15 protein-coding genes are annotated in these 14390 nt (G+C 67.8%); 11 read left to right on the forward strand and 4 right to left on the reverse strand.

Annotation, left to right across the window (positions count from 1 at the left end):
• The first annotated feature begins 1 nt into the window (after position 1).
• The 8 genes from ASD75_RS08730 (at position 2) to ASD75_RS08765 (ending at position 8200) form a co-directional block, all read left to right on the forward strand.
• Entirely contained in the window at positions 2–427 is a 426-nt protein-coding gene (locus ASD75_RS08730) for a transcriptional repressor (protein ID WP_056744805.1), read from the forward strand.
• Entirely contained in the window at positions 424–1107 is a 684-nt protein-coding gene (locus ASD75_RS08735) for an ABC transporter ATP-binding protein (RefSeq protein ID WP_056744807.1), read from the forward strand. The genes ASD75_RS08730 and ASD75_RS08735 overlap by 4 nt, the downstream gene beginning before the upstream one ends.
• Complete coding sequence (locus ASD75_RS08740; protein WP_056744809.1) at positions 1104–2342, forward strand: ABC transporter permease; 1239 nt, start codon at positions 1104–1106, stop codon at positions 2340–2342. The genes ASD75_RS08735 and ASD75_RS08740 overlap by 4 nt, the downstream gene beginning before the upstream one ends.
• A gap of 60 nt (positions 2343–2402) precedes the next feature.
• Positions 2403–2654, forward strand: coding sequence for a hypothetical protein (locus tag ASD75_RS08745; RefSeq protein ID WP_056744811.1), 252 nt, complete (start codon positions 2403–2405; stop codon positions 2652–2654).
• Positions 2655–2695: 41 nt separating this feature from the next.
• Positions 2696–3325: a DUF3299 domain-containing protein gene (locus ASD75_RS08750; RefSeq protein ID WP_056744813.1), complete on the forward strand. Its 630-nt coding sequence runs from the start codon at positions 2696–2698 to the stop codon at positions 3323–3325.
• 55 nt (positions 3326–3380) lie between these two features.
• A complete protein-coding gene (locus ASD75_RS08755) occupies positions 3381–3842 on the forward strand; it encodes a hypothetical protein (RefSeq protein ID WP_056745174.1) in 462 nt (153 codons plus the stop codon).
• A 314-nt stretch (positions 3843–4156) separates the two neighbouring features.
• Complete coding sequence (locus ASD75_RS08760) at positions 4157–6268, forward strand: TonB-dependent receptor domain-containing protein (protein WP_056745175.1); 2112 nt, start codon at positions 4157–4159, stop codon at positions 6266–6268.
• Positions 6269–6577: 309 nt separating this feature from the next.
• Complete coding sequence (locus ASD75_RS08765; protein ID WP_056744815.1) at positions 6578–8200, forward strand: sensor domain-containing diguanylate cyclase; 1623 nt, start codon at positions 6578–6580, stop codon at positions 8198–8200.
• A gap of 63 nt (positions 8201–8263) precedes the next feature.
• Here the strand turns inward: ASD75_RS08765 and modC are convergent, their stop codons facing one another.
• Genes modC through modA form a run of 3 tightly spaced genes read right to left on the reverse strand, consistent with a single transcriptional unit; the run spans position 8264 to position 10839 of the window.
• Entirely contained in the window at positions 8264–9352 is a 1089-nt protein-coding gene (gene modC, locus ASD75_RS08770) for a molybdenum ABC transporter ATP-binding protein (protein ID WP_056744817.1), read from the reverse strand.
• Positions 9349–10032: a molybdate ABC transporter permease subunit gene (gene modB / locus ASD75_RS08775; protein ID WP_056744820.1), complete on the reverse strand. Its 684-nt coding sequence runs from the start codon at positions 10030–10032 to the stop codon at positions 9349–9351. Before modB ends, modC begins: the two co-directional genes overlap by 4 nt.
• Positions 10033–10071: 39 nt before the next feature.
• Entirely contained in the window at positions 10072–10839 is a 768-nt protein-coding gene (gene modA, locus ASD75_RS08780) for a molybdate ABC transporter substrate-binding protein (protein WP_056744821.1), read from the reverse strand.
• Between the two features lie 95 nt (positions 10840–10934).
• Between modA and ASD75_RS08785 the strand changes: the two genes are divergently transcribed.
• Positions 10935–11687: a TOBE domain-containing protein gene (locus tag ASD75_RS08785; RefSeq protein WP_056744823.1), complete on the forward strand. Its 753-nt coding sequence runs from the start codon at positions 10935–10937 to the stop codon at positions 11685–11687.
• Positions 11688–11735: 48 nt separating this feature from the next.
• Here the strand turns inward: ASD75_RS08785 and ASD75_RS08790 are convergent, their stop codons facing one another.
• Complete coding sequence (locus ASD75_RS08790; RefSeq protein WP_233193749.1) at positions 11736–12071, reverse strand: DUF2845 domain-containing protein; 336 nt, start codon at positions 12069–12071, stop codon at positions 11736–11738.
• A 199-nt stretch (positions 12072–12270) separates the two neighbouring features.
• On the opposite strand from ASD75_RS08790, the gene ASD75_RS08795 reads away from it, so the two are divergent.
• Together ASD75_RS08795 and ASD75_RS08800 are read left to right on the forward strand one after the other, a co-directional pair.
• Entirely contained in the window at positions 12271–12996 is a 726-nt protein-coding gene (locus tag ASD75_RS08795) for a response regulator transcription factor (RefSeq protein ID WP_056744825.1), read from the forward strand.
• Positions 12997–13052: 56 nt separating this feature from the next.
• Entirely contained in the window at positions 13053–14390 is a 1338-nt protein-coding gene (locus tag ASD75_RS08800; protein WP_235511589.1) for an ATP-binding protein, read from the forward strand.

A 14390-nucleotide genomic window follows, 5' to 3' on the forward strand; every position in this document is an offset into this window, starting at 1 on the left:
AATGCGCGCCACCCGCGCCACACGGGCGTTGGCGGCAGTTTACGAAGCCCGGCCGGATGCGGCCCTGTCAGAGCCCGAGGTCGAGTCGGCCCTGGCTGCAGCGGGCGTTGCGGTTAACAAGGTTACGGTCTACCGCATGCTTGACCGTTTTGCTGCCGCAGGGCTGCTGCACAAACAGATCGATGCCGGCCGCGTGACGCGCTACGCGTTGGCCCCACAGGGGGAGGAGGGCGCGGCACCGCGGTTTGAATGCGACGACTGCCACCGCCAGTTCCGCCTGTCGCAGGGTTCTGCCAAGGTGCAAAAGGCGCTCCAGCAGGTGTTGCAGGCGCTGGCCACTGCGGGGCATGAGAGTCTGGCAGTGGACGTTGCCGTGCACGGACGCTGTGCCGACTGTGCGCACCCGGCCGAGGGCGCTGCCGCATGATCCGCACCCGGGGGCTTTCCTACACCTATGCCACGGGAGGCGCCGCGCCGCTGCGCTTTCCGGATGTGGACCTGCGCCAAGGCGGCACGCTGCTGCTGCGCGGGCGCTCGGGCACCGGCAAGTCCACCTGGCTGGCGCTGATGGCGGGGCTGCGCGGTGCCAGTGGCGGCGACCTGTTTGTGGCGGGCACCCAGCTGGGCACGCAGCGTGGGGCCGAGATCGATGCCTGGCGCTCGCGCGCTATTGGCTTCTTGCCGCAAAAGCTGTACCTCAGCAGCGCACTCACCGTGGCGGACAACCTGGCGCTGGCGTACTTTGCGGCCGGGCTGCCGCGTGACGATGCGGCCATCCACCGCGCACTCGCCCAAGTGGGTGTGGCAGCGCTGGCCGCGCGCAAGCCGCACCAGCTCTCCGGCGGGCAGGCGCAGCGCGTGGCGCTGGCGCGGGCCGTGCTGCTGGCGCCACAGGTGCTGCTGGCTGACGAGCCCACGGCCAGTCTGGACGACGAGACGGCGGCCGATGCATTGGCCCTGCTGCAGCACAGCGCCGCTGCCTGCGATGCCAGCCTGGTGATTGCCACGCACGACCAGCGTGTGGTGTCCGCCCTGGCAGGTGTCCAGACCCTCAATTTGAATGAAATCGGCACGGAGCGCCGGTTGAATATGCCTGAGCAGCTATGAATTCAGGAGTATTCAAACTCGCCCGCCTGTCCTGGCGCTACCTGTGGTCCCGACCGCTGGCCGCCGTGCTCAACCTGCTGGTGCTCACGCTGGGCCTGGCCGCCATCACTTTGGTGCTGCTGGTGGCCACGCAGCTCGACAAGGCGTTTGAACGCGACCTGAGTGGCATCGACCTGGTGGTGGGTGCCAAGGGCAGCCCGCTGCAGCTGATCCTGGCGGGCGTGTTCCACATCGACGTGCCCACGGGCAACATCCCGCTGCAAGAGGTGCAGGCGCTGCAGAAGAACCCGCTGGTGGCGCAGGTCATCCCGCTGAGCCTGGGCGACAGCTACCAGGGCTTTCGCATCGTGGGCACCACGCCTGACTACGTGGCGCACTATGAGGCCCAGTTCGCCGATGGCGCGCTGTGGCAGCAGCCCATGGACGCGGTTCTGGGCGCCAGCGTGGCGCGGGGCATTGTCAAAGCCAGCCATCAAGGCGCGCCGCTGGTGGGGGCCACCTTCATTGGCAGCCACGGCCTGGGTGGAGGAGGGCACGCCCATGGCAACCACCCCTACCGTGTGAGCGGGGTGCTGGCGCCCTGCGGCTGTGTGCTGGACCGATTGATCCTGACCAGCACCGAATCCGTCTGGATGGTGCACGAGACCGCCACGGCCAACGATGCCGAAGACCTGGAAATCATGAAGGAAGAGCGTGAGGTGACCGTAGCCCTGGTGCGCTACCGCACGCCCATGGCGGCCATCACGCTGCCACGCCTGATCAACGGCGGCACCTCGATGCAGGCGGCGGCGCCTGCCATCGAGGTCACGCGCCTGCTGCGCCTGCTGGGCGTGGGTGCCGATGTGCTGCGCGCCTTTGGCGGCGTGCTGCTGGCCGTGGCCGCGCTCAGCGTGTTCATCGCGCTGTGGAATGCCGTGCGCGAGCGCCGCGCCGACCTGGCCATGCTGCGCATGCTGGGCGCGCCGCCGGGCCGGGTGGCCGGGCTGGTGCTGTGGGAGGCGCTGTGGCTGGCCGCGCTCGCGTCCATCCTGGGGGTGCTGCTGGGCCACGGCCTGGCGCAGGCCTTGGGCTGGGCATTGCAGGCGCAGGGCTTGCTGCCGGTGACGGGCTGGATCTGGCTGCCCGCCGAAGCCGGGGTGCCGTTGCTGGCCGCAGGTGTGGCGGCCTTGGCGGCGCTGCTGCCGGCCATGCAGGCCTACCGCACCGATGTGGCCGACTTGTTGAGCCAGCCCTGATGCGGCCCCCGAGTTCTGACCTCCATAAACCCTCTAGCCACTCAACCTGAAAGTCTTTCCATGAAAAAACTTTTCGCTGCTCTCGCCCTGGCGCCCATGCTGCTCGCCGGTGCCCTGGCCCACTCGCAAGCCCACAACGACAGGGACACCCAGGAAGACGTCGCCCGCCACCGTGCCATGGCTGCCGCCCACGAGGCCGCCGCCAAGTGCCTGGAGTCCGGCAAGGGCCACGACCAGTGCCAGAAAGACCTGCAGGCGGCGTGCAAGAACCTGGCCATTGGAAAATACTGCGGCATGAAACACGCACACTGAGCGCCTGTTTTTTTGATGCTTGTTCGCCCGGAGTCCCCGCCATGTCCTGCACCTTGAAACCCTTGCCCATCCCCGGCCTGATGGCTCGCGTGGCTTGTCTGGCCGCCGCGCTGGCTCTGGCAGGCGGTGCACATGCGCAGCAAGGCGCTGCCACCAAGCCCGCGCCGGGCGCTTTTGAGCGCGCCAAGGAAGGCGCGGCCGCAGCGCCAGTGCTGTCGTCACCCCTGCCTGCGGGCGCTGGCACCGTCGTGCCATCGGGGTCGGGTGCGGGCTACCACAGCCCCAACAGCCCGATTGCCCCGCTGCCCCAGCGCAACGACGTGGTGCCCTGGTCGGTGCTGACCGACCTGAGCAAAAAGACCACCAAGGACGGCATCCTGCCCGTGTTCAACGACGCCCAGAAGGGCATGGACAAGACCACGCAGCGCATTCAGGGCTTCATGGTGCCGCTGGACGCCAAGCCGACGCAGACGCACTTCATCCTCACCTCCGTGCCGCTGACCTGCTCGTTCTGCACGCCGGGCGGGCCCGAGAGCATGGTCGAGGTCAAGGCCAAGACACCTGTGCGCTATTCGCTGGAGCCCGTGGTGGTGGAAGGCAAGTTCACCGTGCTCCCCAATGATCAATATGGCCTGTACTACCGCGTGGTGGACGCGGTGCCGGTGAAATAATCCACGGCTTTTGCCGCTGCAGCCTCTGCCGCAATCCTTTCCCTTTTTGCCTGACGTGACCCGCGCCTTCCTTCGCCCTTTGCACCTGCCGTCCGCCGCCCTGCGCAGCGCGGTGGTGAGGCGCGTGGCGTTGGCGTGGCTGCTGCTGGCCCTGGTGGTCGTGCCCACGCTGGGGCGGCTGCACCAGGTGGTGCATGGGGGCGCGCTGGACCAGGCCCATGCCGGGCTGCTGGCCGCGCCCTCTTCGTTGCCCGGGCAGCCGGCGTGGGACCCGGCCCCCACTGCGCGCCCCGCCGCCACACCCGGCCACGGTCTGTGGCTGCCCTATCTGCTGGCCCACCACGCGCCGGTGGACTGCCTGTTGCTCGACCAGCTGGCGCTGGGCGACGCATTGCATGCCGCCCCGCTGGCGCTGCCTGCGGCCGATGCGCCGCTGCCGCCGGCCGTGCATGCGGCAGGGCGGGCGAGCACACCCCACATTGCGCTGTTCCACGCGCGCGGCCCACCGGCCGCCTGACACGCTGCGCACCTCCAGCCCCACCTTCTCAGCCGGCGTCCCCGCTGTGTGCCTTGCAGGGCAACGCGGCGGTGTTGTGCTGCTGGCGCAGGGCGCGGTATGCAAGCCGCTGTATGCAGGCCGATTTGGCAGCTGCCAGCGGCCGTACCACGGCGCGCCGCCCATTTTTACTCCTGTTTTCATAGCTGCTAGCGCATATTTCACTAGCGCTTGCAGCGGTTTTTATTCATCAACCCGCGCCCTGAGCGCGGGTCGGCATGCGCAGGTGCGTTGGCACCGCCAGCGCCGCGCATGCCTTGTTGCAGGCCACCACCATGACCCACACCTTTTCTACCCACCGCTTTGCTTCCCGCCGTGCGCGCCCGGCGCTCCACCCTGTGGCCCTGGCGGCCCTGCTGGCGCTGTCTGGCACCAGCGTTGCCACCCTGGCGCAGACTGCACCCGCGCCCGCTGCGGCGGCTGACGCTGCACCCAGCCTGCCCGCTGTCACCGTGTCGGCCAGCGGCCTGCAACTGGGCGCCAGCGACATGACCACCCCCGCCACTGTGCTGGAAGGGGATGAACTGGTGCGCCGCCGCGAGGCCACACTGGGCGAAACGCTGAACAGCGAGCCCGGCATCACCAGCAGCCACTTTGGTGCGGGCGCCAGCCGGCCCATCATCCGCGGCATGGACGGCCCGCGCGTCAAGGTGCTGAGCGATGGCGCCGAGTTGCACGACGCCTCCACCATCAGCCCCGACCACGCCGTGGTGTCCGAGCCGCTCCTGGCCACGCAGATCGAGGTGCTGCGCGGCCCCTCGGCCCTGGTCTATGGCAACGGCGCCGTGGGCGGCGTGGTCAACGTGCTGGACGGCAAAGTGCCCACCGCCATTCCGCAAAAGGGCTACGAAGGCAGCGCCGAGCTGCGCGCCAACTCGGGGGCGGGCGAGGGCGCCGGGGCCTTCTCGCTGACCGGCGGTGCGGGCAACCTGGCCCTGCATGTGGAAGGTGTGGCTCGGGATGCGGGCGACTACCGGGTGGGTAAGGGCTGGTCGGGCGGCAGCAAGGTGCTGGGCAGCTTCAACCGCACGGACACCGGCAGCGTGGGCCTGTCGTGGGTGGGCGACCAGGGCTACCTGGGGGCGGCCTACACCCGCCAGACCGCCAAGTACGGTCTGCCCGGCCACAACCACAGCTTTGACGGCTGCCACACCCATGGCGACCACCTGCACTGCGGCGCCCACGCTGACGACGAAGCCGACGGCCATGACCACGACGCCGCCGCAGGCGATGTACCGGTGGTCGACCTGCGCAGCGAGCGCTTTGACGTGCGGGGCGAGCTGCGCAACCCGTTTGCGGGCTTCTCGGCACTGCGGCTGCGTGCGGGTGTCACCGACTACAAACACGACGAGGTCGAAGACGGCGCCATCAGCACCACCTTCAAGAACAAGGCCTACGACACGCGTGTCGAGCTGCAGCACGAGCCCATCGGCGGCTTCAAGGGCGTGATCGGCCTGCAGACCTCGCAGCGCAAGTTCAGCGCCGAGGGCGAGGAGGCCTATGTGCAGCCCACCGTGACCCGCAAGACAGGCCTCTTCGTGCTGGAGGAGTACCGCTGGAGCGACTGGCGCTTTGAAGCCGCCCTGCGCCACGACCGCCAGACGGCCGAGGCCCAGACCAGCGGCATCGAGCGCAGCCACAACGGCACCTCGGCGTCGCTGGGCGCGGTGTGGAAGTTCACGCCGGGCTACCAGGTGGGCACCTCGTTCACCCGCGCCAGCCGCGCCCCGTCGGCCGAAGAGCTGTACGCCCAGGGCCTGCACATGGCCACCAGCACGTACGAACGGGGCAATGCCGACCTGCGCTCGGAAATCTCGCAGAACATCGATGTGAGCCTGAAGAAGACCAGCGGCGACACCACCTTCGGCGTGAGCGTGTTCCGCAACCGCATCCAGAACTACATCTATGGCCGCACGCTCGACGCGCTGGACGGCCTGCAACTGCTGCAGTACAGCCAGGCCGACGCCACCTTCACCGGCATCGAAGGCCAAGTACGCCAGCGCCTCACACGCAATCTGGGCATCACCCTGTTTGGCGACACCGTGCGCGCCAGGCTGGACGGTGGTGGATTGCTGCCGCGCATCCCGGCCACCCGCGCCGGTGTGCGGCTGGACGCCAACTGGCAGGCCTGGGAAGGCCAGGTGGAATGGGTGCAGGTGGCCCGCCAGAACCGCGTGGCCGACTTTGAAACCGCCACGCCCGGCTACGGCATGCTGAACCTGGGTGTGAGCTACAACAGCCAGTTCAGCAGCGGCACCCCCTGGCAGGTGTACCTGAAGGCCAACAACCTGACGGACCGCCTGGCGTACGCGCACACCTCGTTCATCAAGAACGCAGCGCCGCTGATGGGGCGCAATCTGACGGTGGGGGTGAAGGTGGCGTTCTGACGGGTGATGCCGTCGTGATGTGAGCGAGCCAGCGGCGGGGGAGGGCGTTGCTGGCTTGCACACCTCCCGGCCCCAAACCACCCAAATCACCGAGTCCAAAGGTGACTTGGATGCATGCCATACTCGCTTTGACGTGGTTGATTTTTCGATCCGTCAAGGCGACGCTGCCTCAGTCCCGGTGATGGCGCGCAACCGATTCGGAAATGGGATTGGCACCGCAGCAGGCCGCCCAACGCCGGGTCGCGCGACGCGCGAAGGACTTGTTCAGCGCGGCCCCGCATGAATCTGATCCATTTGCAATAGCCCTGCATGCCCACCACTCCCACGCCGTCCGCAAACCTGTTGCAACTGCTTCCTGAGGCGGTGGTGCAGACCGATGCGCTGTGGGAGATCACGTACCTGAACCCGGCGTGGCACAAGCTCACTGGCCACTCGGTGGCAGCGGCGCTTGGCAGGTCTTTGCTGGAGTTCGTGCATCCCGACGACATCGGCACCATGCGCTCTGGCATGCCGGTGTTCCGCTTGCGCTTTGCCGACGCGGACTACCGCTGGGTGCGTTTGCAGTTCCACCCGGAGACGGATGCGGCAGAGCGGGTGATCAGCCGCCAGGGTGTCCTGATCGAGATCACCGAGGTCACCGAGCAGGTGCTGGTGGAAGTTCGCCAGCGCTTTCTGCGCTTGCTGGAAACCATTGATGGCGTGGTGTGGGAGGCTGAAATCGGGGTGGGCAATACCTTTCTGAGCCCACAGGTCGAACGCTTGTTCGGCTACTCCGTCGAGGAGTGGCGGGCTGACCCGGGCTTCTGGAGGGCGCATGTGCATCCCGATGATCTGGACGAGGCCTTGGTGATCGACGATGCTGCCTACAACGCCACGCACAGCCATGCCTACGAAATGAGCTACCGGCTGATTGCCAAGTCGGGCAAGGTCGTGTGGGTGCGTGACCTGTGCCGCGCGGTGGTCGAGCCCGGTCGCCCGAACCGCATGATCGGCCTGATGATCGATGTCACCCAGCAGAAGAACACCGAACTCGATCTGTTGCGCTCCGAAAACCGCTATTCGCTGGCGACCCGCGGATCCAATGACGGCATCTGGTATTGGGACTTGCGAACGGACGCCCTGCATGTGTCCGGGCGCTTTCTCCAGATCGTCGGGCTGGGTAGCCGCGATCATGTGTACGACGGAGGCTGGCGCTTTCTCGAGCAACTGATTGATCGCGAGGATCGCGCTCGCGTGCAGGAGGCCTACCGCAGGCACCTGTCCGGAAACAGCGCGAACTTTTCGGTGGACTTCCGTGCGTTCCACGGGGCGGGGCGGCTGGTGTGGGTCAATTGGCGCGGGCTCGCCGAGTTTGAAGACGGTGTTCCCGTGCGCATGGCGGGATCGTTGAGTGATCTGGCCGAGCGTGGCAGCTCCTACGACGCGCTGACCAACTTGCCCGGTCGGCCGTTGTTCCGCGATCGCCTCGCGCAACTCATCGCACTGCACCAGAACGACGGGGTGAACGGTGATGGGGAGCCAATACGCGGTGGGGCCACGATGTTTGCCGTGCTGCTGCTGGACCTTAACGGGTTCAAGGCCGTCAATGACTGCTACGGACACCATGTGGGCGACCAGCTCTTGCAACAGGTAGCGCGGCGGCTCGAATCCTGCGTGCGGGCGGTGGATCTGGTCGCCCGCATGAGTGGCGACGAGTTCAATGTGCTGCTGGAGTCCATTGACCCCGCTGAAGCCAGCCAACGGGCAGAGCAGATCGCCGCCGCCCTTGCCGCACCCTATGTGATCGGCGAACACACCGTGATCAGTGGCGCGAGTGTTGGCTTGGCCACCAGCGCATCCAGGCTGGCGACGGTCGACGACTACCTGCGCGCGGCAGACACCGCCATGTACCAGGCCAAAAGTCAGTCATTGGGCGTGTGCGTGGCCCCATAAGGCGTCGTGGCCAAGACCGGCGATGGCGTGCGGATCCGGGCTACAGGGCAGCAGGTGGTCGCCTCAAGGAACAATCGCCACCGATTTGACCTGGGCCCACACCGGGCTGCCGGGTACCACCCCCAGCGCATGCAGGGACCGGCGGGTGACCCGCGCGAGCAGAAAAGACTCCCCACAGCGCAGCCGCACCAGCGCCTGCGAGGGGTGGGCGTCGGGCGCGACCGAGTCGATCTCGCAGGGCAGGTGGTTCTGGATGCTGGTCTGCATGGGCTCCCGCACCGTCAGGCTCACGTCGCGGGCCAGCACCCGCAGCCGCACCGCCTGGCCCACCGGCAGGCCGCTGTCGCGCAGCCACATGGCGCCACCGGCAAAACCCACGCGCGCCAGGTGCCAGGCCGTGTCCCGCTCCAACACCTGGCCGCGCAGCAGCGCGCCCGCGTCGTCGCCCAGCACCATGGGCAGGTGCACCGACGACAGCACCTGGTCCACTGGCCCGGCGGCCCTGACCTGGCCGCCCTCCAGCACCACCAGGTGGTCGGCCAGCCGTGCCAGTTCGTCGGCAGAGTGCGTGACATACAGCATGGGGATGTGCAGCTCATCGCGCAGGCGCTCCAGCCAGGGCATGATCTCCTGGCGCCGCGCCAGGTCGAGTGCGGCCATGGGCTCGTCCAGCAGCAGCAGGCGGGGGGAAGTTGCCAAGGCACGGGCAATGGCCACCCGCTGGCGCTCGCCGCCCGAGAGCTGGCCGGGCCGGCGCTGCAACAGACGGCCGATGCCCAGCAATTCGATGGCCGTCTGCAGCGTGGCCTCGGCCTGCGCAGACCGGGCGCGCTTCAGGCCATACCGCAGGTTGCCCAGCACGTCCAGGTGCTCGAACAGGCTGGCCTCCTGGAACACGTAGCCCAGCGCCCGCTGGTGGGTGGGCAGAAACACCTGGGTGGCATCGTCCTGCCACACCTCGCCAGCCACCACCACCAGGCCGGGGTGCGCGCGCTCCAGCCCCGCCACGCAGCGCAGCACGCTGGTCTTGCCTGAGCCCGAGGCGCCAAACAGCACCGTGATGCCGCTGCCGGGCAAGCGCAGGTCCACGGCCAGTTCAAAGTCGGCACGCGGCAGAGTGAGCCGGATGCGCAGGTCGCCGGGCGCACTCATGGCAGCACCCGCGATCCACGGGACTTGAGCAGCGCCAGGCACAGCAAAACCGCAAACGAGAACAGCACCATGCCTCCCGCCAGCCAGTGCGCCTGGGCGTATTCCATGGCTTCCACATGGCCGTAGATCTGGATGGAGACCACGTGCGTCTTGCCGGGGATGTTGCCGCCAATCATCAGCACCACGCCAAACTCGCCCACGGTGTGGGCAAAACTCAGGATGGCCGCCGTGAGCAGGCCGGTGCGGGCCTGCGGCAACGCTACTGTGAAAAACGCATCCACCGGGCTGGCCCGCAGGGTGGCGGCAACTTCCATGGGGCGGCGGCCCATCGACTCAAAGGCATGCAGCAGGGGCTGCACTGCAAACGGCATGGAGAACACCACCGACCCGATCACCAGCCCCGTGAAGGTGAACGACAGCAGGCCCCAGCCCATCGCCTGCGTGAACTGACCCAGCGGCCCCGCAGGCCCCATGAGCATCAGCAGGTAAAACCCAAGGACCGTTGGCGGCAACACCACGGGCAATATCACAAGGGCGCTCACCGGCCCCTTCCACCAGGACTGCGTTTGCGACAGCCACCAGGCCAATGGCGTGGCGATCAGCAACAACACGAGGGTGGTGAGGGTGGCAAGCTGCAGGGTCAGCCAGATGGCTTGCAGCGCTTCAGGGCCCAGGGGCATAAAGGAAAAGGGCGGTGGCGTGGATGGGGTGTGAGTATCTCAGTGCTCGTAGCCAAAGCCGCGGATGACCGCCCGCGCCTTGTCGCCCTTAAGGTATTGCATCAATGCCGCCGCTGCGGCGTTACCCTGGCCCTTGGTCAGCAGCACGGCGTCCTGGCGCAGCGGGGTGTAGAGCGCTGCAGGGACGGCCCACACCGAGCCCTCCACCAGGCGGCCATCGGCCATCACCTGCGACAGGGCGACAAAGCCAAGCTGGGCATTCTGGGTGGCAACGAACTGGTGGGTCTGGGCAATGTTCTCGCCCTGCACAAACTTGGGCCGCAGGGTGTTCAGCACGCCCATTTGGGTCATTACCTCCACTGCGGCGGCTCCGTAAGGGGCGAGCTTGGGGTCGGCCAGCGCGATTTTTTCGAAGGTGCCGGATTTGAGCACCTGGCCCTGTGCATCTACCAGGCTGGGCTGCTTGCTCCAAAGGGCCAGCTTGCCAATGGCGTAGGTGAAGCGGCTGGCATCGACCGCCAAGCCTTCCTTGGCGAGCCTGGCTGGGGTTTCATCATCGGCTGACAGCAGCAGGTCAAACGGCGCACCGTTCTTGATCTGCGCATAGAACCGCCCGGTGGAGCCAAAAGCCAGCGTGGCTTTGTGGCCGGTGTCCTGCTCGAACAGGCGGGCCATCTTTTGCATCGGGGCTGTGAAGTTGGCGGCCACGGCCACCGACACCTCACCCGCTTGGGCCGAAACCGCCACCGCCAACGAGGCGGCCAGGGACAACAGGAAACGCTTCACGACAATCTCGCTATTCTTCATTGGAATAGCGGGACTGTAGCATGTCAGCTACTGCGCTATTCCATTGATGAACAGCGATGCCTCAAGCGTCTGTACCACCCAGTTAACATGCCCGCATGAGCAATTCTTCACTGCCACTGGCCGAGGTGCTGGGCCACGAGGCCACGGACAAGCGCATCGACATCCTGCGCCGCATTGGCGAGGTGGGCTCCATTTCCGAGGCGGCGCGGGGCGCGGGCGTGAGCTACAAGGCCGCCTGGCAGGCACTGGAGACGCTGACCAACCTGGCCGGGGTGCCGCTGGTGGAGAAGGTGGTGGGCGGCAGCGGCGGCGGCGGGGCCGCGCTCACCCCAGCCGGCCAGCGGGTACTGCAGGCGGCCCATGCGCTGGCGGATGCACGCCAGCAGGTACTGGGCCGATTGAAGAGCGACGACGACGCAGCGACCGGCCGCGCCGCACTGGCGCTGCGCACCAGCATGCGCAACCAGTTTCCTTGCACCGTGGGCAAGGTGCGGGCCGTGGGAGGGCAGGTGCGTGTGCAGCTGCTGCTGGCGGATGGGCAGGCGCTGCATGCGTCCATCACGCGGGTCAGCGCCCAGTTGCTGGGTTTGAAGGCAGGGGTTGGTGTGCTGGCGCTGTGCAAGGCGACGGCGGTTCAGGTGGCCCCGGCCCCTGGCAGTCCCGCAGGCAATGCCATGGCCGGGGTGGTGCGGAGCGTCGCTCGCGGCGCCGCCCCCGAGGTGGTGCTGCAGCTGCCCAGCGGCATCCAGCTGGTGGGCTTTGCCGCTGAAGGAGCCAAGGTTCGAGCGGGCCAGCAAGCCACGGCGGTTGTTGACGAATCCAGCATCGTCATCGCCGCGGCTTCCTGAGGGTTGAGGGCCTTCCAGCGCATTGGACAGGCGGGCCAGCGGGCCCCGCTACCTGCTGCGATCGCCGTCGCGCACGGATTCGATCGTGCCGTTGTAGATGCGAACCACCCCCAGGAAGGTGCCCGGCCCCCGGTCGTACGTCCACTCTTCCATGGGCACACACTGGTTGGCCAGCACCGCTGCGGGACTGCCCGGGCGGTAGGGCGTCACCACCCAGCCCAGCTGCAGCATGGAAACGCACACGCCCTGGCGGTAGATGGGGTCACCACATTTTTGCAGCAGCGTCACGGGAGAGTCGCCTTTGCCCACCAGTGATCCATTGCAGCGCAGGGACTGCGAGGCCTGGGCCGGCAGCACCGTGCACAGGGCCAGTGCGGTTGCCACCAGCTGCAAGGTCCTTTGATGAAGGCCTGGCAGCGCTGTCTGGTTCCGGAGGTATCTCATGGAGGCGGTTTCGAAAATACTGCGCATTACTGTACAGCGCACAGCCGTGGAGGGGTGTGCACCGCCTTTCGCTTCGCTTTCATCGCCTGTCCGTAGAAGCACAGTGGCCCCAGCCCGCCACAGGCGGCATGATCGGGGGATGAAACTGCTGTTGGTCGAAGACGATTTTGATCTGGCCGGGGCCCTGAGCCGCAGTCTGGTTGCCCGTGGGTTCGAGGTGTTGTGCTGCGCCGATGGCAAGGAGGCCCTGGCGGCTGCGCGGCGCACCGCGTTTGACGTGATCACACTCGACCTGTCGCTGCCGGGCCTGGACGGGCTGGAGGTGCTGCGGCGCCTGCGCGATGGCGGCAGCACCACACCGGTACTGGCGTTGACCGCCCGCGCTGCCGTCACGGACCGGGTGGCAGGACTGGAGGCCGGGGCCGATGACTACCTGGCCAAGCCCTTTGACCTGGATGAGCTGGTGGCGCGGCTGCGGGCCCTGACGCGCCGCGTGGGGCGCGACGGGCAGTTGCGCTGCGGGGCGCTGTACCGCGAGCCGGGCAGTGGTGTGTTCTACAACGATGCCTTGCCGCTGGAGCTGTCGCAGCGGGAGTCCGAGCTGCTGCGGCTACTGATGTCGCGCGTGGACCGTGTGGTCAGCAAGGAAGAGCTGCGCACCCAGGTGTTTGCCAACACGGACGAGCAGGTGCAAGCCGACGCGGTGGAAGTGGTGGTGCACAGGCTGCGCAAGAAGCTGGTGGGCACCAACGCCGAGATCGTGACCTTGCGCGGCGTGGGCTACCTGCTGTGCGATGCCGACAGCATGGCCGCCCACAAGACGGACAAAGCCGACAAGTCCGATAAGGGCGGGGTGGCCCGGTGACGCTGCGGTGGTGGCAGCGGCGGCCCTGGCGGCCGCGGGGCGGCTCATTGCAGCGGGTGCTGCTGGTGGGCTGGCTGGCGCCGCTGTGGGGGCTGGTGGCCTTGATCTGCGTGGTGCAATGGGCCTATCAGGCGCAGCATGACGCCACCGCGCAAGATGAGGCCCTGCGCCAGGCGCTGGCGCACTGGCCTGCAGATCTGTCAGCAGAGCCTGCCGCATCCCTGCCTGCCCAACCAGTGCCCGGTGTCTGGTACCGCGAGAGCAATCTGGACGGCGAACGCCTGGCTGGCAGCGCCGATCTGCCGCGCGTGCCTCCCACCGAGGTGGTGCGTGACCCCGGTGCCGTGCACTTCTACCTGGCGCAGGTCGGGGACCAACTCGTGCGGGTGGCCGTGACCCTGTACCAGCCCACCGGGGTGAAGGAGGGGCAAGCCGTGGCTGCGCCCGTGGTGCGCCAGGCGGCACGCCCCCTGGGTGAGCGCCTGCCGGGTGCGCGCCGCCTGCTGGGCGGTGGCTCGGGCCTGTGGTGGGTGGTTCTGCCGGCGCTGGCGATGACCGCCGTGGCGGTGCTGCTGGCGCGGGCGGCATCGGGCTGGTTGCGGCATGCGGATGTGTCGCTGATGCGGCCGCCCAGCGGCGACGTTGTGGGCACCGCAGGCCGCATCTACGAAGGCCCGTCGGAACTCGCTCCGGCCGTGCAGCATTTTGCCGAGCTCCAACACAGTCAGAGCCGCTGGATCGAGGAGCAGCGGCGCTTTCTGGCGGATGCCACCCACCAGCTGCGCACCCCCATGGCCGTGCTGCGCACCCAGCTGCAGGCCGCCATGGCGGGTGACATGCTGGTGGGCGATGCGCTGCAGCAGATGCTGCATACCGTGGACCGCGCCTCGGGCCTGGCCAACCAGTTGCTTAGCCTGAGCAAGGTGGAGCAGCTCAAGCGCATGGGCGAGCTGCCCATCGTGGACCTGAACGCGATTGCCCGCGAGGCCGTGATGGAGCTGGCACCGCTGATTGCGGCCAAACGGCTCGACTTTGCGCTGGAGGGCCCTGACACGCTGTGGGCACCCGGCGACGCAGCGCTGCTGGGCGAGCTGATGCGCAACCTGCTGGCCAACGCCATCCACCACACGCCCACCCATGGGCGGCTGGGTGTGCTGCTGCGCGACAGCACCGGGCGGCGCGAGGTGCTGGTGTGGGACGAGGGCCCCGGCATCGACGACGCCGTGCGGCAGCGACTGTTCCAGCCGTTTTCGGCGGGGAAGGGCGGGGTGGGGCTGGGGTTGTCCATCTGCCGGCAGATTGCCGAGGCGATGGGCGCCCAGGTCACGCTGTTCAACCGCATGGACGCGGGGCATGTCATCGGCGTGGATGCCGTGGTGGCCTGGGAAGAGTGA

The sequence above is a fragment of the Acidovorax sp. Root568 genome, assembly GCF_001427445.1.
GTDB classification, from domain to species: domain Bacteria; phylum Pseudomonadota; class Gammaproteobacteria; order Burkholderiales; family Burkholderiaceae_C; genus Acidovorax; species Acidovorax delafieldii.

Excerpts from the sequence above, each read along its gene's own strand:
- ASD75_RS08730 (WP_056744805.1), top strand. The coding sequence starts at position 2 with ATGCGCGCCACCCGCGCCACACGGGCGTTGGCGGCAGTTTACGAAGCC.
- ASD75_RS08735 (WP_056744807.1), top strand. The coding sequence starts at position 424 with ATGATCCGCACCCGGGGGCTTTCCTACACCTATGCCACGGGAGGCGCC.
- ASD75_RS08740 (WP_056744809.1), top strand. The coding sequence starts at position 1,104 with ATGAATTCAGGAGTATTCAAACTCGCCCGCCTGTCCTGGCGCTACCTG.
- ASD75_RS08745 (WP_056744811.1), top strand. The coding sequence starts at position 2,403 with ATGAAAAAACTTTTCGCTGCTCTCGCCCTGGCGCCCATGCTGCTCGCC.
- ASD75_RS08750 (WP_056744813.1), top strand. The coding sequence starts at position 2,696 with ATGTCCTGCACCTTGAAACCCTTGCCCATCCCCGGCCTGATGGCTCGC.
- ASD75_RS08760 (WP_056745175.1), top strand. The coding sequence starts at position 4,157 with ATGACCCACACCTTTTCTACCCACCGCTTTGCTTCCCGCCGTGCGCGC.
- ASD75_RS08765 (WP_056744815.1), top strand. The coding sequence starts at position 6,578 with ATGCCCACCACTCCCACGCCGTCCGCAAACCTGTTGCAACTGCTTCCT.
- modC (WP_056744817.1), bottom strand. The coding sequence starts at position 9,352 with ATGAGTGCGCCCGGCGACCTGCGCATCCGGCTCACTCTGCCGCGTGCC.
- modB (WP_056744820.1), bottom strand. The coding sequence starts at position 10,032 with ATGCCCCTGGGCCCTGAAGCGCTGCAAGCCATCTGGCTGACCCTGCAG.
- modA (WP_056744821.1), bottom strand. The coding sequence starts at position 10,839 with ATGAAGAATAGCGAGATTGTCGTGAAGCGTTTCCTGTTGTCCCTGGCC.
- ASD75_RS08785 (WP_056744823.1), top strand. The coding sequence starts at position 10,935 with ATGAGCAATTCTTCACTGCCACTGGCCGAGGTGCTGGGCCACGAGGCC.
- ASD75_RS08795 (WP_056744825.1), top strand. The coding sequence starts at position 12,271 with ATGAAACTGCTGTTGGTCGAAGACGATTTTGATCTGGCCGGGGCCCTG.